Below are 19,666 nucleotides of genomic sequence, written 5' to 3' on the forward strand. Positions count from 1 at the left end.
ACGGCGCCACGGCGGAACACGGCGACCACGGCGGGAAGAAGGGGAGAGAGTTCGGGGTTCGGCGTTCGGAGCGGCAGAGAATGCCACAGATGAAGAAGCGCCGCTGCCGTCACCTTAATCTGTGTCAATCTGTGTAATCTGTGGATGTTTTCTCTTTTCTGCGTTCTCTGCGTGTTCTGCGGATGATTCCTGCCTTCCCGCCGTCTCACCCGGCACCCGGCACCCGACACCTGTTACCCGTTACCCGCCACGTCTTCATTTGTGGCATTTTCCGTCATGCCCGGCGTTCGTTGAGGCGGCGGTTAAGCTCGAAGGCAGCGCTGATCAGCGCTAGATGGGTAAACGCCTGGGGGAAGTTGCCCAGGTGCTCCCCGGACGGCCCCAGTTCCTCTGCGTACAGGCCCAGGTGGTTGCCGTAGCCGAGCATCTTTTCGAAGATATACCGCGCACGCGACACATCGCCGGCGCGCGCAAGCGCCTCGATGTACCAGAACGAGCACATGCAAAACGTGCCTTCCTGGCCGGGGAGCCCGTCCGGGTTGCGGTACCGGTACACGAGGGAGTCGTCAACCAGGTACTCGGTGATCGCCTTCATCGTCGAAAGCCAGCGGGGGTCGGTCGGGCTGATAAAACGCACCAGCGGCGCCAGAAGGCAGGCGGCATCGACGAATTTCCCGCCCCGAGCCTGAACGAAACTCTGTAATTCAGGATTCCAGAACTCCGTGTGGATCTGGTTATAGATCGCGTCCCGAGCCGCTAACCAGCGGGCCCGCGGCGCGGGAAAACTACGTCTATCGGCCAGCCGCAACCCCCGATCAATGGCCACCCAGCACATGAGCCGGCTGTAAAAAAGCTCCTGCTGTCCGCCGCGCACTTCCCAGATACCCTCGTCCGGCGCATCCCAGTGGTCGCACACCCAATCGACGAGGTGTGACAGGCTGGTCCAGAGCTCATGGCTGATCGGCTGCCCGTACTTGTTGTAGATGTAGACCGAATCCAGCAATTCACCGTAGATATCGAGCTGGAGCTGGCCGGCGGCGCCGTTACCGATTCGCACCGGGTAGCTGCCGCAGTAACCCTCCCACTGTTCCACCACCTCTTCAGGCAAGTCCTTGCGGCCGTCAATGCCGTACATGATCTGCAGACCGTCTCCCGGACCTACCTCCCGGCACCGGTCTTCCAGCCAGTTCATGAAGGCCCCAGCCTCTGACTCAAAACCCAGCCGGCTCAGGGCGTAAAGGGTAAAACTGGCGTCCCGAATCCAGGTGTAACGGTAGTCCCAGTTGCGCCCGCCCCCGATCGCCTCCGGCAACCCGAAGGTCGGTGCGGCCACGATTGATCCGTAACGCTGGGACGTGAGCAGTTTAAGCACAAGGGCGCTGCGGCTGACCACCTCCCGCCAACGCCCCTGGTAATTGGAGCGGCTGATCCACGATTGCCAGTAGTTCAGCGTGTGTTTGAACGAGGCGGTCTCTTCGTGCTCACGTATCCCGGAGGGCGCACCGTGCTCGAGCTCAAACACAAACAGCGCGCTCTCGTTCGCTCGCAATATAAAATCCGCCCGTACCGACCCGTCTTCGCCAACGGTCAGGTCCGGCTGCGCGCGCAAGCGGAAAGGCGGAATCCGGTCGTTTGCCGGAAGGAACAGGACGTCATTCGCGGCGACCTGTTTAACCTTGTGACCGGTGCGCCCGTAATCGAACCGGGGATGACACGTCATCTCGAACCGGACCTCTCCCCGGACGCACTTCGCGCGCCGGACCAACTGGTGCTCGGCATCCGTATTGCCGCTCTCCTTTTCAACCACTATCGGCATGTAATCGCTCACCTCGCCGACACCGTCGGATGAAAGAAAGCGGGTCATCAGGATGTTGGAATCCGCAACGTAGATCTGTTTCGGCGTCGCATTCTGCAGGAGGGCCGAGAGCTTGAAAGAGCCGCCTTTGTGCGCATCGAGCAACGCCGCAAAAATCGACGTCGAATCAAAATACGGCATGCACAAAAAATCGATGCAGCCGTCCGTACCCACTAACGCCACCGTCTGCAGATTACCGATTATCCCATGACATTCGATTGGGAGATACTTCGGGTTCATACTATACCTGTACGCTTTTGAATGGGGTTGAACACCTTAGAACATCGGGCCGGAACGCATTCTACCTTTTGCGCGAGCGCAGGGCACGCCCTAATTGCTCGACGTTCCCTGGACTTCCGTTGCACTCTTCGCATCGTAGGGCATGGCCCAACTTACCATCTGGACCAACGCGTTCCTCGACGATGCCGCACGGCAGCAATTGCGCCAAGCTGCCGGGGAGCATCGGCTGATCATCGCTTCCTCGACCGATAATGTACTGGCCGAGGGCGCGCCGGACCCGACGATGCACGAGGCCGACGTCGCGTTCGGCCAACCCGATCCCGAGACGCTCGTTACGTGCCCGCGGCTCCGCTGGGTGCAGGTTTCCAGTGCAGGATTCACGCGATACGACACCCCGGCGATTCGCGCGCTCGTCGCGGCGGGCAAACTGCAGGTCACCAACAGCTCGTGGGTTTACGCTGAACCGTGCGCTCAACACGCCCTGGCTTTCATCCTGGCAAGCGCGCGACAACTCCACGCGGCGTACGACGCGCAGCGCGCCAACCACGCCTGGGAGCACCTCGAAATCCGTGCACGGAGCCGGTTGCTCAACCGCAAGACGATCCTGCTGGCCGGATTCGGCTCGATCGGCGCTCGCCTCGCCGAGTTGCTTGCGCCATTCGGGGCCACGGTCTACGGGCTGCGCCGCCGCCGGCAGAGCCTGGCCAACGTTGAGCTCATCACGATCGACGAGCTGCCCGCTACGCTCGCCGGTGCCGATCACGTCGTGAATCTGCTGCCGGATGACCCGTCCACGCGCCTTTTCTTTAACGCCGCGCGTTTTGAACAGTTCAAATCGGGCGCCGACTATTGCGCCATCGGACGCGGCACCACCACCGACCAGGATGCGCTCCTGGGCGCGTTGCGTTCCGGCCGCCTTTCGGCCGCATACCTTGACGTGACTGAACCGGAGCCGTTGCCGCCGGATCACCCGCTCTGGTCGGCTCCCAATTGTTACATCACGCCGCACTCGAGCGGCGGCCACGCCGACGAATCCGAGCGCCTGGTGGAACATTTCGTTCGTAACCTGCACCGGTTCGAACGGCAGCAACCGCTGGACAACCGGATCTTGCAGCCGGGCGGCTGAACCGCGCCAACCGCGCAGCGTCGCACCGGCCGCCCGCCCAGATTAGGCTTGCGTCCGGCGGATCGCGCCTGCTTAGGTGTGGCCCTCGAACGAATTGACCACCTGAGAGTCGCGCCGTGATGATCCGACCCGCACTTCCCAAAATCAGTGTTGCGCTGAGTCTGCTCCTCTTCAGCGCAGCCTGGCCCGGGCTTGCCCAGGCCCAGACTCGAGGACAGGTTGCCCCGTCAGCCACCGTTCCCGGTCAGGTCCAGCCCCGGTCACCGCAGGCGCCGGCCAAGCCGGACGCTTCGCCGTCTCCGGACGATGCCCGGCTTGTCGCCCTGCGCCAAAGCGTGACGGCTTCCATCAGCAAAGTTCTCGACCGCATTCAGGGTGAAGAGGCCCAACTCTACCGAAGACTCTCTTATTTCCAGAAACCGGAACGCCTCGATCCGAACAGTTACGCATCGGTCGACGAAGTGCAGGATTGGCAAAAACTGCTGCAGCAATTGCACGACAAGGGCGACCTGGTGGCCAGCCTTTACGCAAACGCCGGCAAGAACCTGGATGCGGAACTGACTAACGCGAGGGTGAACGTCGAGATCGCCCAACGCGTCCGGCAGATGGTCCTGGACGGTTTCCCGTGGGAAACCATCCAGAAGAAAAACCGGTGCTTCCAGCAATACGTGGACGCTCACGGCAAGCTGCTTGCCTTCTACGAGAAAAACTGGGGCGCCTGGGATGCCGGGCAGCCATTGAAGTTCAAGACGGGCCAGCTCGCGGGCGCCTATCAGAAAATCAAGGACCAGGTCGTTTCGGCTGGCAAGGAATTGGACCAACAGTATAAAGCCATGGCTGAGTAACGGAATCTTCCGCCTTCGTCCCCGCTAAACCCATCATTGCAGTGAGTAAATCCACCTTCTCCCGCCATTTGATCTGTTCCAGCCGGCCGTTCGCCCTGTTGTTTCTGACGGGGTTTGCTTGTCAGTCGGCTTCTGCGCAATCCGCTTCGCCCGGCAACGCCGCCCGCGCGGCTGCCGCCGGCGGCAAACCGGTGCCTGCAGCAACGTCAATTGCCGGGACGCCAAACGCGGCCAACACGCCGCTGCCAGGAGCAGTCGGACCGGCCGGACCGGCCGCGTCGAATTCGCCTCAGACCGACGCCGACGCCCAAAGAAAGTTCGCCGCGATGTCCGATGAGCTGAGACAGCGCATCGCGTACGCGGCCGACAAGGTGATGAAGCCGCTGGTTCAGGCTGAAGGTCAACTGTACAACCGCTTCACCTACTTTGAGAAGCCGGAACGGCTCGATCCGAACACGTTCGGCTCCAGGGACGAAGTGGTAGCCTGGAAAGATTCGCTGAAGCAGTTTCGCGGCGACGAGGAACTCGTCGAGAAACTCTACGCGAACATGTCGGACAATTTCGAGAATGCGCTGGTTTCACAACGGATCAGCGGCCAATTGGCAACGTCGATAAAGAAGCAGATCGTAGGTTCAATGCCCTGGGACGTCATTCAAAAGAAAGAAAAAGTCGTCAGCGAGTTCATCGACACTCACGGTAAACTGCTGAGCTTTTATGAGACGAATTGGGGCACTTGGAAGGCGAGCGGGCGTGCCGGTGTTCCGACGTTCGACAACGCGAAACTGGCCGACACTTACCAGCAACTGCGCGACAAAATCACCGTCTCCGGCCAGCAGATTGTACAACTCTACGCGAAGCTGAAAGAGTGAGGAAATGCCACGAGCGGAAAAATGCCGCGAATGACGAATCCTGGCGTGTGGCGTTTCCCGGAGCGTATCGCTCGCGTCGTTCGAATGGCCGGTGCGGGTTGATTGCTCTCTGCCGTCAAAGGTGTTTCCCCAAGGGACAAAGCCCACCCCAGATCCTGTAACCAATGCTACAGGAGGGGGGCGGGCCCAGGCCACCGTGCCCGTGATCGCTCAGCCTTGCGAAGCGCCAAACGCCTCCCGGAAAAATTCCTCCATCTCGTGCCATGCCCGTCCGGCAACTTCAGGGTTATAGCCAACGCCCTGCATCCCGGCAGCGTGAATTTTATCGGCGTCCGGATTCATGAACGCATGGACCGCCCCTGAGTAGACGATGAATTCGTAGTTCAATTTCTGCTGGTTCAAAGCGTGCAGAAAGGCCTCGACCTGGTCTTTTGTCACCAACGGGTCCAACCCCCCATGCAGCAGGAGAAACCTGGCCCGGGTCTTTTCCCCGGCATCCGCCGGCGCCGGGATGAGCGCGCCATGGAAGCTGACGATGCCTTTCAGCGGCGCCCCGGTGTAGGCCAGGGCTTGGCTGACGGCGCCGCCTAAACAAAAGCCGATCGCCCCCAGCTTACTGTCGTCCACCAGACCGGTCTTCTGTAATTGATCGAGACCGAGCTGCGCGCGCTCGGCCATGAGGGGCTTGCCGTAAAGCTGGCCCGCAAGCGCTTTCGCCTCCTCCGGATTCGTTGTGGACCGGCCGTCTCCGTACATATCGACAACCAGAGCCACATAACCCAGCCTGGCCAGTTCCTCACCCTTTTGCTTGTCGAAGTCGTTCAACCCCCACCACTCCGGAAAGACCAAAACGCCCGGCACCTTTTTCCCCGTGGTTTGCCCCGAATCGTAGACCAGGAAACTTCGGAAGGAAGTTCCATTGGCGTCGTACGAGATGGTTTTGGTCACCATTTCGCTACGTGCCAGAGCGGCAAAGGAACATAGACATAGCAGACCGATAAAGGTTCTCATGGCGGGACAATGCCACAAATCGAAGAGAGTGTCGGGTGTCACGGTGGAACCCGGCGACGACAGCGAAAAGATTTAATCATCCGCAGAACACGCAGAAGAACGCAGAAAAGAGAAAACATCCACAGATTACACAGATTGACGCAGATTAAGGGGACTTGGCGGCAACTCTAAGGGTTGACGCTCGCACCCACCCCCATGCTGCCGCTCCGAACTCCGAACTCCGAACTCCGAACTCCGAACTCTTTCCTCTTCCCGCCGTGGTCGCCGTGTTCCGCGGTGGCGCCGTGTGAACTCTTACGTCGTGCCCGCCGTGTAACCGACACCCGACACCCGCTACTCATTACCCGTTACCCGTTACTCGTTACCCGTTACCCGCCACTCTCTTCCATTTGCGGCATTCTCCCTAAGAGCCCGGCGTGAGGAGGCCGGAAGCCAGGTTGATTGCGAGCGCCAGGATGACGGTGTTAAACATGAACGAGAGCAGGCCGTGCACCAGCGCCAGGCGGCGGATTGCCGGAGCGGTAATCTGAACATCCGACACCTGGAAGGTCATCCCGATCACAAACGAGAAATACGTAAAATCCAGAAAATCGGGCCTCTTTGTGTTGGGGAACTCGAGCCCGTCGCCGGGTTCATCGTCGCGATCATCCTCGTCGCCCCGCTGATAATAGAGGTGCGCGTAGTGCAGGGCAAAAATCGTGTGAAGCAGGGTCCAGGAGCAGAGGACGGTTCCGACCGCCAGCAGAAGGTGGGTAAGCAGGATTCGACCATGGAAGGCCTTGGCTGTAGCCAGCACGCTGACCACGGCCGCCAGGCTGGCCAGGGCGCCGATTACCACCACAGAAAAGATGGCGATGCGGCTGGTGTCCTGGATCCGGGCGGTTCGCACGGCGGTGAACGCGTCGGACGTGATGATTTGCAGCCAGGCCAGCACGAGCGTGGTAACGGCGAAACTGTTCCAGATGGTGATCAGCTGCACTTCCCGCGACAAGCGCCCGAGGGTGCAGAGGGTGACGACGGCGGCGACCCCCAGGGACACCAGCATCCGATGCCGGGCGTCGATGCTTCGTGGCCGGCTGTCTTTCGTGGCGGTGATCATGGGCAGGCCGCGTGAACCAGCGCGCTCGCTCTGCGGTAGACCTCCGGCAGGATGAGCGTCGATGCGCCGTCGCTCAAGATGCTGAGGTCAACCCGCAGTTCTTCGGCGATGATTTTCCGGATCCGGTCTACGTGCAGGTTTTTCCGGTCCAAACGATTCTGACTGGCCCAGCGGGCAGCCGCCACGATCAGGCTGGAAACCTGCTCGGCGGTAAGCTTCTCGGTGTTGATGATGATATCGAAATCGCTGTGGTCGTTAATGTCGAGCCCGTAGAGTTCCAGGTACCTTCGACGGTTCTGTTCGTCGCGCTGCAAGGTACGGTAAAGCACGGCCTCGTAGCTGGGAGCTTTTTCCTTCTCGCGCTGGTAGATGCGGCTGGCCCGGGTCTCCAGGGGCGCCTGCAGCCATACCCGCAGGTCGGCATCGACCAACCAGGCCGCCAGACGCGAACCGACCACCACCCGCGGCCGTAATGACGCCCGGATCAGGTTCAAATCGGTCAGGAAATCAAACACCCGCGTTTCCGACGCCTGTCGCTGGATTTCCTCAAACGGCACTCGCAGGTCACACGCCAGGTCACGGAAGGTGTAATTAACAACCGCCAGTCCGAGGGTTTCACCCACGTTTTTCGTAGCCGTGGTGTTGCCACACCCGCTGTGGCCGGAGATAGCAATGCGTAAGGGAGAAAGTTTGGTTTCCACGGTGAAGTTGTTGCGCACCAGCGGAGGCCATCACAGGGGGGAAGCATGGCCGGCAGGCGCGCACGCTTGCAAACTCATCAACTCGGGTTTGGTGCAATCGCTTTGCAAAAACCAGCGGTAGACCTGTTCAATGCCTTCCCTCAAGCCGATGGCGGGACGCCATCCCAAGGCTTGCAGGCGCGAGGTGTCGAGCAACTTCCGGGGTGTTCCGTCGGGCTTGCCCGGATCAAAAACCAGTGAACCCTGAAATCCGACGACGTCGCAAATCAACTCGGCCAATCCACGAATGGTCACATCCTGGCCCCACCCGACATTGATGATCTCCGGAGAATCGTAGTTTTCCAGCAGAAAGCGTAACGCGTCCGCCAGATCGTCGGTGTGCAAAAACTCCCGCCTCGGCGTGCCGGTACCCCAAACGACGACTTCCGACCGGCCGGCAACCTTGGCTTCATGGATTTTGCGAAGCAACGCCGGAAGCACGTGCGACGTTTGCAGCTCAAAATTGTCGCCCGGCCCGTAAAGGTTGGTCGGCATGGCCGAAATGAAATTGGCGCCATACTGCCGGGCGTACGCCTGGCAAAGTTTGATGCCGGCGATTTTCGCAATCGCGTACGGCTCATTCGTCGGCTCCAGGGGCCCCGTCAGCAGCGCCTCTTCCCGGATCGGCTGTTCGGCGAACTTCGGGTAGATACAGGAACTGCCCAGAAAGAGAAGTTTACGGACGCCGTGCTCGTAGCTGGCCGAGATAAGGTTATTTTGGATCTCCAGGTTATGCAGCAGAAAGTCAACCGGGTACCGGTGATTAGCCTGGATGCCGCCGACCCTCGCCGCCGCCGCCACCACGAGGGCCGGCTTCTCGTGCCGGAAGAAGTGCCAGACGGCCGCCCGGTCCCGCAGGTCCAGCTCTGACCGGGCACGCGTGAGGATGCGACGATAGCCGTACGCTTGCAGGTTGCGTACGACCGCGCTTCCCACTAACCCGCGATGGCCGGCCACGAAAATCGACTCGGTCTGCATGAGGTGGGTTAGCTAATCCCTTTCGGCGGCGGCGTCAACGAACTCCGGCACCCCGGTTTTGGTTTCGGGACTCCGTGATGTATGGTGAAAGCCTTCCAAACTTATGAATGTCGAGTTTGATCCGGTCGAGGAAGTCCTCGAAGATCTCCGGCGAGGCAAACTGGTCATTGTGACGGATGACGCCCAGCGGGAAAACGAGGGTGATCTCATCCTGGCCGCAGAAAAGGCCACGCCATCCTTGATCAGCTTCATGATCCGGTACACGTCGGGCGTGATTTGCGTGCCGATGACCGGCGAAGATCTGGATCGCCTGGAGTTGCCGCTGATGACGGTTCGCAACACGGAGTCGATGCGCACCGCTTACACCATTTCCGCAGACGCTCGCGAGGGCGTCACGACCGGGATTTCGGCCGCAGACCGGGCCCGGACCATCCGATTGCTCGCGGCCCCGGACACTCGCCCGGAGGAACTGGTCCGGCCGGGCCACGTCTTTCCCCTACGCTACCGCCCCGGCGGGGTGTTGCGGCGCGCGGGCCACACCGAAGCCGCCGTCGATCTGGCCCGTCTGGCCGGCCTGCGTCCTGCGGGGGTGCTGGCGGAAGTCGTCAATGATGACGGCACGATGGCGCGCCTTCCTGATCTGATCGAGTTCAAGAAACGGCACGGGCTGAAGATGTCCTCCATCGAGGACCTCATCGCTTACCGCCGGTCGCGCGAGAAACTCATCAAACGCGAGCAAGTGGCGCCGCTGGTAACCGATTACGGCGACTTTCAACTGCACCTGTACCGCTCGGTGGTCGACGACATGCATCACCTCGCCCTGGTCAAAGGCAGTGTGGTCAGCGGACGGCCCACGCTGGTTCGCGTCCACAGCGAATGCCTGACCGGCGATGTCTTCGGATCGCGCCGCTGCGATTGCGGCAATCAGTTACACACCGCCCTTAAACAGATCCACGAAGCCGGTTGCGGCGTCCTGGTCTACATGCGCCAGGAGGGACGCGGGATCGGACTCGCCGCCAAGATCCATGCCTACAAATTGCAGGAGGCCGGCTTCGATACCGTCGAAGCCAACGAACGGTTGGGTTTCCCGACTGACCTGCGCGAATACGGTCTCGGCGCACAGATCCTGGTGGACCTCGGCGTGCGCGACATCCGCCTCTTGACCAATAATCCCAAGAAGGTCGTCGGGCTGCAGGGTTACGGCTTGAACATCGTCGAGCAGGTACCCATGAAAATCGTGCCTAACCCGTTTAATGAGCGTTACCTGGAAACCAAACGGCTTAAAATGGGCCATATCCTCTAGGGAATGCCACAAGCGGAAAAATGCCACAAATGCCACAAATGAAAGACCTTCCGGGCTCCCCATCACGGCGTTGAACGCTGCCAGCACTCCTGATCGGTCCTTGAGGTCTCACCAAGAAACGTCAGAGCCAGATCTTCTTTCATTTGTGGCATTTTTCCGCTTGTGGCATTTAGTTGCGGGTACGGCCATTAGGCGTATCGTCACCCACTCATGGCGACGGAACTACCTCCACGACCGGTCTCTACCTCGCTTGTGCACCGGTTGGCGATCGTGGCCAGCGAGTACCACGAGCAATACGTGGACGGCCTGATCCGGTCAGCCCGCCGCGAACTGGAGACGATCGCACCCGCCGCCACCGTCGATGTGTTCCGGGTTCCGGGCTCGTTTGAGATTGCGCTGGGCGTCGAACGAGTGGCCGCCCTGCGAGGACCGGACGCGATTCTGGCCTTTGGGGTGATTTTTGATGGAGAGACCTTGCACGCCTCATTGATTGCGGAGGCGGTGACGGCGAGTTTGCTGCAGACCAGCATCCGGCACGCCCTTCCGGTTCTCCATGAAATTCTGGTGGTAAAGACGCACGAGCAGGCGCGTGCCCGGTGTCTGGATGACAAACTTAACCGCGGTGTCGAGGCGGCGCGCGCTACGGTGAGAATGCTGGGCGCTCTGGCTGAGGTTGCTGCAACCAAGAAGTAGTATGGGCAAACGTCGAGAAGGCCGCGAAGTCGCGCTCCAACTCCTGTTTCATTGGGACTTAAACCGTCACGAGCAGCTCACGGAGGAAGATCTCTCTCGTTTCTGGAGCCTTCGCAGCGTTGCGCCCGGCCTGAAGGAGTTTGCCGTACAACTTGTTCAAGGGGTGATTCTGCACCAGGCGGACATCGACGAAAAGATCACGCGTTACACGGCCAATTACGAACTGAAGCGCATCTCCGCGGTGGACCGGAATATCCTCCGAATGGCGATTTATGAAATGTGGCACGTGCCCGACGTCCCGCCGGTCGTCGCGATCAACGAGGCGATCGACATCGCCAAAAAGTTCGGTACGGAAGAGTCCAGCCGCTTCGTGAACGGGGTTCTGGACCGCGTCAAGATGGACCTGAAGCGGCCGCTGCGCACGTCCCTCCCCGGCAAGGGAGCGGAAAGCGGCTAGGGCGGCCCGCCCGAATCCGGGTGTAAGGTCTAAGGTATTTATGGCGTTCGGTTTTTTTCGAGACATCATCGATCGATTTGCCGGTAAAGCGGTGGATTGGGACGAACTGGAGGAGATGTTGATTCGTTCCGACATCGGCGTGCCGATGACGCTCCAGATCGTGAGCGAGCTGCAGCAGCGGCCCGAAAAAGTGACGGCGCGCGACATTGTGAACGTCACGCGGGCCCACATCGAGAGCATTTTCCCGGCATCGAACCCGAGGCTGCGTCCGCTGCCGAACCGGCCCAGAGTGGTGCTCGTTGCGGGGGTGAACGGGACCGGTAAAACGACCTCCACGGCGAAGCTTGCTTACCTTCTGAAAAAGGAGCGTCACACCGCGATGCTGGCGGCCGCCGACACGTTTCGGGCGGCTGCGATCGAGCAGCTCAAAATCTGGGCGGACCGGATCGCGGTCGAGATCATTGCCGGTGAGTACAACGCCGACCCTGCCGCCCTTTGTTATGATGCGTATAGTGCCGCTCACCGGCGCAACATCGAATTCCTGATTTGCGATACCGCGGGACGGCTGCACACGAAAAGCAACCTGATGCAGGAACTGAGCAAGGTGGTGCGCAGCCTTAAAAAACACGATGAGGGTGCCCCTCACGAATGCCTTCTCGTCGTTGACGCCACAACCGGCAGCAACGCCCTCGTGCAGGCGAAGGAATTCAAGCAGGCGGTCGGCCTGACCGGCCTCATCGTGACCAAACTGGACGGCTCCGGCAAGGGCGGCATCGCTGTTGCCATCCAGAATGAACTGGGTCTGGCGCCGAGATTCATCGGGACGGGAGAACACCTGGAAGATTTCGCCTATTTCGACCGGGACGAGTTCGTCGAGAAACTGCTGTGATAAGGACGCTCGGTCACACGGCGGCCACAGCGGGTTGGGCGGGCACGGCGACAGAGTTCACACGGCGACCACGGCGAGAAGACTGAATTACCTGGAACCCGATGCTCGACTGCAAATTCGGTACCCGGCAACGATTATGCCGTCTTTGGCCGGAGCGGCGGTTGGTAACAGCCAGGAGCTTTAGTGCCGATTATTCCAGCCGCCGCTCCGGCCAAAGACGGCATGAATTCCAGCCGCGCAAAATCGGCAGCCCGCTTTTGTGGCATTCCTCTTCTCGCCGTGTTCGCCGTGGCTCGCCGTGTTCGCCGTGTGAACTCTGTCGTTGTGCCCGCCGAACCCGCTGTGGCCGCCGTGTGACGGAAACGCCCGCCTACCCCTGTTTGAGGCGCTCGACGGGACGCTCGACGTCCAGGGGCTCACCGGCAGGCTGCTGCCGTGTGAAATGAAGCTGGAGAACGCGCCGGCCGTCGGTTTGGGTGATGGTGACGAGGTAATTGCCGATCCGGACTTGCTCACCTTGTTTCGGCAAATGCCCAAGCAACTGCACGACGTAGCCGCCGATCGTGCTGACGTCGACGGCCTCAAGCTCGAGCCCGGCCAGATCCCGCAACTCGTAAAGGTTCACCTGCCCTTGAACGATGAATTCCTCTGCGTTAAGACGCACAAACTTCTTGGCCTGCTCCTGGTCGAACTCGTCCTTGATCTCGCCGACGAGTTCACCGAGCACGTTGTCGAGAGTGACAATGCCGACGGCGCCGCCGTATTCATCCACCACCACGGCGAAGTGCGCGCGCCTCGCCAGAAAAAGCTTCAACAGCTTCTCCAGCGGCATGAACTCGGGAACCGGCATCAGTTCCCGTTTTACGGCGAGGATATCAGGTTTTTCCTTTTTTATCTCGCGCATCAGGTCCTTGATGTGAATAAGGCCGATGGTGTTGTCCAGGTGTCCCTGAACCAGAGGAAATCGGGTATGACCGGACTTCAAGGCGACCTGCAGGTTCGCTTCGAAACTGTCCTGGATGTCCAGGTAAACCACGTCGCCTCGCGGCGTCATGATGTCGCGCACGACGCGGCGGCGAAAGTCGAGCGCATTAATCAGAATTTCCTTGCTGAGGGCGGTGACGTCAGACCCGGTGTCGCTCTCCGTCAGAATGACCCGCAGCTCCTCTTCGCTGTGTCCGAGTTCCGTTTCGGCGACGGGGCTCATACGCAGGATGGTGCGCAGGATCCAGTCCGCTGAGGTTTGGAGAAACCAGATGGCCGGGCGAAAGACGATGTAAAAGACGTGCAGCGGCGCACTGATCCACAGGCTCAGGGCCAACGCCTTGCGGATGGCGACCGACTTCGGGGTAACTTCGCCCAACACGATGTGCAGGTAGGTGATGACGGCAAATCCGAGGATGAAAGAGATCCCATGAAGGGCCGGTCCGTGGCCGATGCCGATCCGGCTCAGCAGCGGCTCGAGCAATCGAGCGACGTACGGTTCACCGATCCAGCCGAGCCCCAGGCTCGCCAGCGTGATGCCGAGTTGCGTCGCCGAAAGGTAACCGTCCAGGTTGGAAATGACGTGCCGGGTGAACGTGACCCTTTTCTCGTTTTCGTCTTCCAGTGCTTCCAACTGGCTTCCGCGCACCTTCACCAGGGCAAATTCGGAAGCGACGAAAAAGCCGTTCAGGAACACCAACAGCAGGATCACAAACGCGTGCCAGAAGACCGAACCCACGGTGACCGAGCCCGGTTCATCGGCTCCGATGATCCACGCGGCAGCGGCAGTGTCTATGGTCATGAGAAGACAGCACCTCCGAACAAAATAGTTACTTCGACCGGGCAAACAAACATGACAACCAGATCCTTCATACCCGATTCGGGTCTGTCGCGCTAACTGAGCGTCTGCGTCCGGGCGTGTCCAGTCGGGAAGCCTGAAAAGGCCTGCCGGAAAAAACGGATCTCAATCTGGAGGGTCGGGGTAAATTGCTGCGCCGCGTCACCGGCGGGCCACCTGGGAGGGGAAACGTTCCGGAGCGCCGCATCGGGCTGCCCGAAGCGATGCGAAATTATCTAACCAGCCTTCCCGGCCGAAATCAGCGGTCCCATCGCGACAAGCCCAAAGCCTGCATGACCGGGTGCCCTTGAGTCGCTGCGCAAGATCGAAAACACCGAGCCTGGTGTAAATAACCCGGGAAACCGGATCACCAACTGGATTTGGTAACTCCCGGAATCAACCCCTGCGAAGCAAGCTCGCGAAAGGCGATACGGGAAAGGTGAAAACGACGTATGTAGGCGCGGCGCCGGCCGCTCGCCTCGCAGCGATTCACCAAACGGGTCGGGCTGGCATCCCTCGGGAGCTTGGCAAGGCCTTCGTAATCGCCTTTCGCCTTCAGTTCAGCGCGAATCGCGGCGTACTTTTCCACCGTTTTCTGCTTGCGCTTGTTCCTCTCAGTCCAGCTCTTCTTTGCCATAATAACAAGAGCGGGGAAAGTATCGCACTGGTCCCGAATTGCAACCGAAACTTTCAGTATCCGCCGGGCGGTTTCTTGTGTGCGGAGCCGGCCGGGTTCGGCCCTCTCCGGCGCGCCCGCTCCCCTCCCCCTCCATGCCGGCGGGCATCCTTCACCGGGTTTCATCCCAGAACTGACGAAAGGCGTTGCTCCAGTTTCGGGTGAGCACGCGGTCTCGCGCACGCTGGCCCATGCCGGCACGCAGCTTCGGGTCACAAACCAGGGTTCGCACCGCGGCGGCAAACGCGCCCACGTCAAGCCCCCGGGTCACCAAGCCAACATCACCATCACGCACCAATTCCTGCGGGCCGCCGTGGTCTGAAACCACGCAAGGCAAACCCGCCGCCTGGGCTTCGAGGACGACGTTTCCGAAGGTATCCGTCGTGCTCGGAAAAACGAAGATATCGGCGGACGCATACGCCGTGGCGAGCTCCTTCCCGTTCAGGTACCCCGTGTAGCAGCCCTCCGGGAATTGTTCACGCAACTCTCTCAGGTACGGACCGTCGCCCACCAGCAGCATGCGGATTTTCAAACCTTCCGCCCGGAGCTTATGGAACGCACCGATCGCCACGTCGAGGTTTTTTTCTTTCGACACGCGGCCGACGTACAATAACCCGATTTCATCCGGGGCTTTACCGTAACTCTCCCAAAAGGCCGGGTCACGGAGGGCCGGGGTAAACAAGTGGGTATCCAATCCGCGCGGCAGGAGTTTCAGGCGTTCCTTCGGCAACCCGTTCTGGATCCAGCGCTGCCGGTAGTACTCCGAGTTCACGTAGACGAGATCGAACTGGGAATAAAACCAGTGCATGAAGTTCGAAGCCAGGGTCTCCATGTAGTTGTCCTGCGTGAGAATCCGCACGTATTGCGGAAAATCCGTGTGATAAATCCCGGTGGTCTTCAGGTCCAACATCTTGGCGGCCAGCAGGGCGGTCAGGCCAACCGGGCCGGGCGTGCTGATGATCACCTCGCTGAAACGTTCGCGCTGAATGTAGTCGAGCATGTGCAGCACCGGCGGAAAGCTGAGCTTCTGCAGTTCGTACTCCGGCAGCTCAAATTCTCCTATCGGCGGGAAGTTTTTGATCGGGATGCCGTGCACGCCGACGCTCTCACGAGAGGTTACGACGATGAGTTCCGCCCCGTTCTCACGCGCCGCCGCGGTCATCTTGCGAATGGTGGTGGCCACCCCGTTCACGTCTTCCAGGGTGTCGGTGAACCAGGCGCGCTTGGTATTCTCAAGCTCAGGCGGCACCGTGCCGACCGTCCCAAGACAGATCTCGCGGAGCCGCGGCCGGGACGGCGCCTGGCTCTGAAACCCGTAAAAATACGGGCCGAGCAGGACGCCCATCGGCAACAGGGCGCTCAAGCTCTGCACGGCCTCGATGACGTTTCCGCCCCTGATCTGGTGGACAAACTTGTCAAAAAACCGGAACGCGAGCTGATTGGAAACCAACGCGACCAGCAGGAAGGCGCGCCGTTCCGGCTCAGCCACCCCTTCCGTCTCGCGGGCAATTTGAGCCTGCACCGCGGGACTCCCGAAGTAATTGGCGAGTTCGGGCCAGATCGAGAGGTTCGCCGGCTTGACCAGGTCGAAGATCTTGCCGGACAAGATGCCGTTGGAAACCAAGGCGATTTTTTCGCCCAGGGTAAACTGGGTCGGGTTCTTGCCCTCCATGAACCGTGAAAAAACGATTTCCAGAAAGCCGAGGTTCGGATTCACGGCGCCCGCGAATTTATCCTTCGCAAACTGGTAGGCCAGGTTGTAAAGGCCGTGCGAAATGACGATCGGCGTGCCGCCATGGCCATGAATCAGGCAGTTGCCGTCGGCCACGAAGCGAAGGTAATCGGATGGGGTGCGGCCACCCGGGGTTTCCGTGTAGGCCGAAGCGGGAAAAATGCCGGCGTGATCGTCTGATCCCGCCACAAGAATTTTCCGGGCCGGCTCCGGATGCGTGGGAGCGAGATTCTGCCGGTTGGCAAATTCCTCGATCATCGCGGGGGTCAGCGAGTGCAGGAGGTACTGGACGACGCTGCTGAGCAACGTGTCCCTTAACCCATTCACCCCTTCAAAATGCTTGAAGAGCAGAATCAGCCGCTGGAGGTGATCCGCCGTCAGCTGCCGATTTTTGTCGTAGAGCGGGTGAGCCACCGCGTGAACCAGTCCTTGTTGGGCCAGGTAAGCCTGCAGCTCGTACAGGTTGTCCCTCAGGCCCTGGATCTCGCGATGTTGCGCCTCGCTCAGGTTCCAGACCAGCAGGTGCACAGCGACTTTATCCTCAGGAAAGCGCGCCGTTACCTCCTCGCTCAGGAATGTGCCGGGCAGATCGGCAATTTCCAGACAGCCGTCGATCCGGTTGTGGTCGGTGAGGGTGACAAACGTCATCCCTTTATCCTTCAGTACCTTATAAAGCCTGCGCGGATCGGAGTAGCTGTCCGGAAAATCGAATCTCCGGAAAAACCATTCCGCCGAGCGATCGCTGAAACGAGAATGCAAGTGAAGGTCAACTTTGGCCGGCATGCGTGAGGCTTACAGAAAAGGCACTCCGGTGACTTGCGCAAGTACGAGTCAGCGGTCCACAAGTTACACAGAAGAATATCTGCAGAACACGCAGATAACGCAGAACAGAGATAAAACGTCCACAGAGGGTGTCGGGTAAAGTTCGGAGTTCGGAGTTCGGAGTTCGGAGTTCGGAGTTCGGAGTTCGGAGTTCGGAGTTCGGAACGCCATCATGGGTGCCGGTTGCCGCTGTCAAGTCCAGCGTTTGGGATTCTTTTTCTGCGTTCTTCTGCGTGTTCTGCGGATGATTTCTGTCTTTCCGCCGTGGTCGCCGTGTTCCGCCGTGGCGCCGTGTGACCCGACACCCGACACCAATTGTTCATAGCAGACCGGCTGCCGTTCACGGGCGGCCCGGCGAACGATTTCAAGCACCTGCACCCAGATTTCCGGGTAGCGCCGGTCGGGCGGGTGCAGCCCGATGCGGAGAACTTCCCGTTGCCGCAAGCGCCGGTCCAGCCAGGCATTCCAGCGCAGGCTTGCCCATCGCCGCCATGCGGCTCGGGTGCTCCAGACCAGGGAGCGGGATGCCAGGTAACGGCCGGTCATGAGGTCGTCGACGCCGTGTACCGTCGTGGTGTAGCGAAAACCGCAGGCTTGCACGGCGGATTTTGCGCCGGCGCCGAGCAACCATGCGGGGGCGATGAACCCGGCAAAGGGACACGGCAGAAAGCCGAAATCGGCCAGTCCCTGGCGCAACCGCCGGGAAGCTTGCTCCTGGTCGAGGTCATAAAATTCGCCTTCACCCGCCGTATAAAGCCGCGTGGTCCAACGATCCCGGAACGTTTCCCCGGCCCGCTGATCCCTTAGGTGATAGTAGCCGTGGAGGACGGCTTCGTGCCCCTGCCTTACCCGCGTGGTGAGCCACTGTTGAAATCCGGGTGCTTTAGTCACCGGGGCGCGCCGGTGGTGGTCGGGGATAACCAACAGGGAGGTAGTCGAGACGCCGGCCGCAGCCAGGTCTTGCAGCATCGGTTCGCAGTCCGGCTGGGTCAGCGGAGAAACGTCATGAACGGAAACGACGAGGCGGCGCATAAACACGTTGCAAACGCTCGCTCAGAGCAAAAAACAAAACGACAACCCCCATGGCGACGGGCCACCAGTCACCCAGCCGGGCGTAAAGGGTCTCGGCGTTGAACAGCGGGGTCTCGAGATCGGCGGTTACGGCCGCAGAAGGTTCTTCGCGGGTCTGAGCCATCACCCGCCCTGTCGGCGACTGGAGTAACGAACCTGCGCCGCGCCCGCTGAAAATCAGGGCTCGCCCGTACGCGGCAGCCCAAAGCTTGAGGTTGTTGCGGAGTTGGCGTCCGGCCCACCGCGACCGGCCCGGAACGTCGAACAACACGATCCAGACCGCGGCCTGAGTCGTCAGAGCGGTTCGTAGTAGGGGCGGCGCCCCGCCCTGCCAATTCAGAAGCGGCAGCCAACTCGCGTCCCGGTAACTGAACGGGGTCAGGTTACGGACCGGCGCCGTACTGAATGGGACGAAGAACGCCGCGTTGTTCAGCGGGGCAAACAGGCTGGTAACCGTGCCGGGCAGCACGGTTCGCGAACCGATCAGGCCCCGGCCCGGGGCCCCCGCCACGCCGCTGAACAGGCCGGTGGATTTACCGATTCCCAACTCGCTGAGTTTACCGTAGCCGGCCGGGTTGAAGACTGCCTCGCGCCAGACGAGCAGGTCAAAACCAGGCGCGCCGGCCGCCCGGGAAAGGGCCGCCAGGGAACCGGTATCCGCATTCCTGACGCTGGCGCATAACACCTTGCGCCGGAGAACATTTTCGCTCGGGTGCGTCAGGCTGTAAAAACCGGCGAGGGCGCAAAGAAAGATTGCGGCCAGGGTGGCGGTGACGTCGAACCGCCCGGCCCAGCTCATGCGGCCGGGTTCCCGCGCCAGGCGCCGGACGCTCGTCAAGACGATGACGTTGGCGAACACCAGCATGGTGCCGAGTCCCAGCGGTCCGGTTGCCTTGGTTAACTGCAGGAGCGGCAGGTCACCGGCGATGGCCAACCCGAGCGGGTTCCACGCCGGCATGATCAGGCCGCGGGCCCACTCGAGCACCGTCCAGCCTGCCGCGGTGATCATGGCGACGCGCAGGTGGGCGATCGAACCGGCCCAGGCCGCCGCCGTATCCGCCCGGCTGGGCAGAAGCGGCTGCAGCCTCTTCGGTTTGGCGGGTATCCGGTCCACGGGCGCCGGCAACTTCGCGTAACGCCAGACTAGCCAGGACCAGACCAGCCCGAGCACGCTGAAGCTTAGTACGTTGCTGCCCCACTCGATCCACCGGCCATCGACGATCAGCCACCGGAACAAGCCGCCCCCCATGCCCGCACCAAAGCCGAGACCGGCCAGGACGGCAGGGGCGTACCGGTCCTTGAAGAACAGGCACGGGATGAGGACGGGCACGAGGGCAACCCAGCCCAGCCAGCCCGCAGAATCGATCTCAACGCCGGCGACGGCCAGTGCGGCACTTGCAACACCAAGGATCAGGGCCAACCAGGTTCGCGACATGGG

At 60.8% G+C, this 19,666-nt stretch carries 17 protein-coding genes; 7 read left to right on the forward strand and 10 right to left on the reverse strand.

The window, feature by feature from the left end:
* Positions 1–274: 274 nt before the first annotated feature.
* On the reverse strand, positions 275–2,095 hold the full coding sequence (locus JO015_16475; protein ID MBW0000695.1) for a glycoside hydrolase family 15 protein: 1,821 nt from the start codon (positions 2,093–2,095) through the stop codon (positions 275–277).
* Positions 2,096–2,237: 142 nt separating this feature from the next.
* Here JO015_16475 and JO015_16480 point away from each other — a divergent pair, with 142 nt between their 5' ends.
* From JO015_16480 to JO015_16490, 3 genes are all read left to right on the forward strand, one after another.
* Positions 2,238–3,221: a D-2-hydroxyacid dehydrogenase gene (locus tag JO015_16480; GenBank protein ID MBW0000696.1), complete on the forward strand. Its 984-nt coding sequence runs from the start codon at positions 2,238–2,240 to the stop codon at positions 3,219–3,221.
* Between the two features lie 116 nt (positions 3,222–3,337).
* A complete protein-coding gene (locus JO015_16485; GenBank protein ID MBW0000697.1) occupies positions 3,338–4,066 on the forward strand; it encodes a hypothetical protein in 729 nt (242 codons plus the stop codon).
* A gap of 41 nt (positions 4,067–4,107) precedes the next feature.
* On the forward strand, positions 4,108–4,935 hold the full coding sequence (locus JO015_16490; protein ID MBW0000698.1) for a hypothetical protein: 828 nt from the start codon (positions 4,108–4,110) through the stop codon (positions 4,933–4,935).
* A 210-nt stretch (positions 4,936–5,145) separates the two neighbouring features.
* Here the strand turns inward: JO015_16490 and JO015_16495 are convergent, their stop codons facing one another.
* The 4 genes from JO015_16495 to JO015_16510 all read right to left on the reverse strand — a co-directional run bounded on the left by JO015_16495 (position 5,146) and on the right by JO015_16510 (position 8,763).
* Entirely contained in the window at positions 5,146–5,946 is an 801-nt protein-coding gene (locus tag JO015_16495; protein MBW0000699.1) for a dienelactone hydrolase family protein, read from the reverse strand.
* 403 nt (positions 5,947–6,349) lie between these two features.
* Positions 6,350–7,045, reverse strand: a complete 696-nt coding sequence (locus JO015_16500; GenBank protein MBW0000700.1) for a DUF1345 domain-containing protein — start codon at positions 7,043–7,045, stop codon at positions 6,350–6,352.
* Positions 7,042–7,746, reverse strand: a complete 705-nt coding sequence (locus tag JO015_16505) for a cytidylate kinase family protein (protein ID MBW0000701.1) — start codon at positions 7,744–7,746, stop codon at positions 7,042–7,044. The genes JO015_16500 and JO015_16505 overlap by 4 nt, the downstream gene beginning before the upstream one ends.
* A 30-nt stretch (positions 7,747–7,776) precedes the next feature.
* Positions 7,777–8,763, reverse strand: a complete 987-nt coding sequence (locus JO015_16510; GenBank protein ID MBW0000702.1) for a GDP-L-fucose synthase — start codon at positions 8,761–8,763, stop codon at positions 7,777–7,779.
* A gap of 103 nt (positions 8,764–8,866) precedes the next feature.
* Between JO015_16510 and JO015_16515 the strand changes: the two genes are divergently transcribed.
* The 4 genes from JO015_16515 (at position 8,867) to ftsY (ending at position 12,105) form a co-directional block, all read left to right on the forward strand.
* Entirely contained in the window at positions 8,867–10,066 is a 1,200-nt protein-coding gene (locus JO015_16515; GenBank protein MBW0000703.1) for a bifunctional 3,4-dihydroxy-2-butanone-4-phosphate synthase/GTP cyclohydrolase II, read from the forward strand.
* A gap of 210 nt (positions 10,067–10,276) precedes the next feature.
* The gene (locus tag JO015_16520) at positions 10,277–10,759 is read left to right on the forward strand and encodes a 6,7-dimethyl-8-ribityllumazine synthase (GenBank protein ID MBW0000704.1); all 483 of its coding nucleotides are present in this window, start codon (positions 10,277–10,279) and stop codon (positions 10,757–10,759) included.
* Between the two features lies 1 nt (position 10,760).
* A complete protein-coding gene (nusB, locus tag JO015_16525; protein ID MBW0000705.1) occupies positions 10,761–11,216 on the forward strand; it encodes a transcription antitermination factor NusB in 456 nt (151 codons plus the stop codon).
* 40 nt (positions 11,217–11,256) lie between these two features.
* Positions 11,257–12,105: a signal recognition particle-docking protein FtsY gene (gene ftsY / locus JO015_16530; GenBank protein ID MBW0000706.1), complete on the forward strand. Its 849-nt coding sequence runs from the start codon at positions 11,257–11,259 to the stop codon at positions 12,103–12,105.
* 370 nt (positions 12,106–12,475) lie between these two features.
* Here ftsY and JO015_16535 read toward each other — a convergent pair whose 3' ends face one another.
* The 5 genes from JO015_16535 to JO015_16555 all read right to left on the reverse strand — a co-directional run bounded on the left by JO015_16535 (position 12,476) and on the right by JO015_16555 (position 19,663).
* The gene (locus JO015_16535; protein MBW0000707.1) at positions 12,476–13,891 is read right to left on the reverse strand and encodes an HlyC/CorC family transporter; all 1,416 of its coding nucleotides are present in this window, start codon (positions 13,889–13,891) and stop codon (positions 12,476–12,478) included.
* 403 nt (positions 13,892–14,294) lie between these two features.
* Positions 14,295–14,564 carry a 30S ribosomal protein S14 gene (rpsN, locus tag JO015_16540; GenBank protein MBW0000708.1) on the reverse strand — a complete coding sequence of 90 codons (270 nt, stop codon included), beginning with the start codon at positions 14,562–14,564 and terminating at the stop codon, positions 14,295–14,297.
* A 151-nt stretch (positions 14,565–14,715) separates the two neighbouring features.
* Complete coding sequence (locus JO015_16545; protein MBW0000709.1) at positions 14,716–17,118, reverse strand: glycosyltransferase; 2,403 nt, start codon at positions 17,116–17,118, stop codon at positions 14,716–14,718.
* A 231-nt stretch (positions 17,119–17,349) separates the two neighbouring features.
* Positions 17,350–18,189 (reverse strand): polysaccharide deacetylase family protein, encoded by an 840-nt coding sequence (locus JO015_16550; protein MBW0000710.1) that lies wholly within the window; start codon positions 18,187–18,189, stop codon positions 17,350–17,352.
* Entirely contained in the window at positions 18,161–19,663 is a 1,503-nt protein-coding gene (locus JO015_16555) for a hypothetical protein (GenBank protein ID MBW0000711.1), read from the reverse strand. Before JO015_16555 ends, JO015_16550 begins: the two co-directional genes overlap by 29 nt.
* Positions 19,664–19,666 lie beyond the last annotated feature (3 nt).

The sequence above is a fragment of the Verrucomicrobiota bacterium genome, assembly GCA_019247695.1.
In the GTDB taxonomy this organism is placed as follows: Bacteria; Verrucomicrobiota; Verrucomicrobiia; order Chthoniobacterales; family JAFAMB01; genus JAFBAP01.

Coding starts and splice junctions, on each gene's coding strand:
- JO015_16520 (MBW0000704.1), top strand. CDS start 10,277: ATGGCGACGGAACTACCTCCACGACCGGTCTCTACCTCGCTTGTGCAC.
- JO015_16475 (MBW0000695.1), bottom strand. CDS start 2,095: ATGAACCCGAAGTATCTCCCAATCGAATGTCATGGGATAATCGGTAAT.
- rpsN (MBW0000708.1), bottom strand. CDS start 14,564: ATGGCAAAGAAGAGCTGGACTGAGAGGAACAAGCGCAAGCAGAAAACG.
- JO015_16555 (MBW0000711.1), bottom strand. CDS start 19,663: ATGTCGCGAACCTGGTTGGCCCTGATCCTTGGTGTTGCAAGTGCCGCA.
- JO015_16545 (MBW0000709.1), bottom strand. CDS start 17,118: ATGCCGGCCAAAGTTGACCTTCACTTGCATTCTCGTTTCAGCGATCGC.
- ftsY (MBW0000706.1), top strand. CDS start 11,257: ATGGCGTTCGGTTTTTTTCGAGACATCATCGATCGATTTGCCGGTAAA.
- nusB (MBW0000705.1), top strand. CDS start 10,761: ATGGGCAAACGTCGAGAAGGCCGCGAAGTCGCGCTCCAACTCCTGTTT.
- JO015_16510 (MBW0000702.1), bottom strand. CDS start 8,763: ATGCAGACCGAGTCGATTTTCGTGGCCGGCCATCGCGGGTTAGTGGGA.
- JO015_16515 (MBW0000703.1), top strand. CDS start 8,867: ATGAATGTCGAGTTTGATCCGGTCGAGGAAGTCCTCGAAGATCTCCGG.
- JO015_16550 (MBW0000710.1), bottom strand. CDS start 18,189: ATGCGCCGCCTCGTCGTTTCCGTTCATGACGTTTCTCCGCTGACCCAG.
- JO015_16535 (MBW0000707.1), bottom strand. CDS start 13,891: ATGACCATAGACACTGCCGCTGCCGCGTGGATCATCGGAGCCGATGAA.
- JO015_16495 (MBW0000699.1), bottom strand. CDS start 5,946: ATGAGAACCTTTATCGGTCTGCTATGTCTATGTTCCTTTGCCGCTCTG.
- JO015_16500 (MBW0000700.1), bottom strand. CDS start 7,045: ATGATCACCGCCACGAAAGACAGCCGGCCACGAAGCATCGACGCCCGG.
- JO015_16480 (MBW0000696.1), top strand. CDS start 2,238: ATGGCCCAACTTACCATCTGGACCAACGCGTTCCTCGACGATGCCGCA.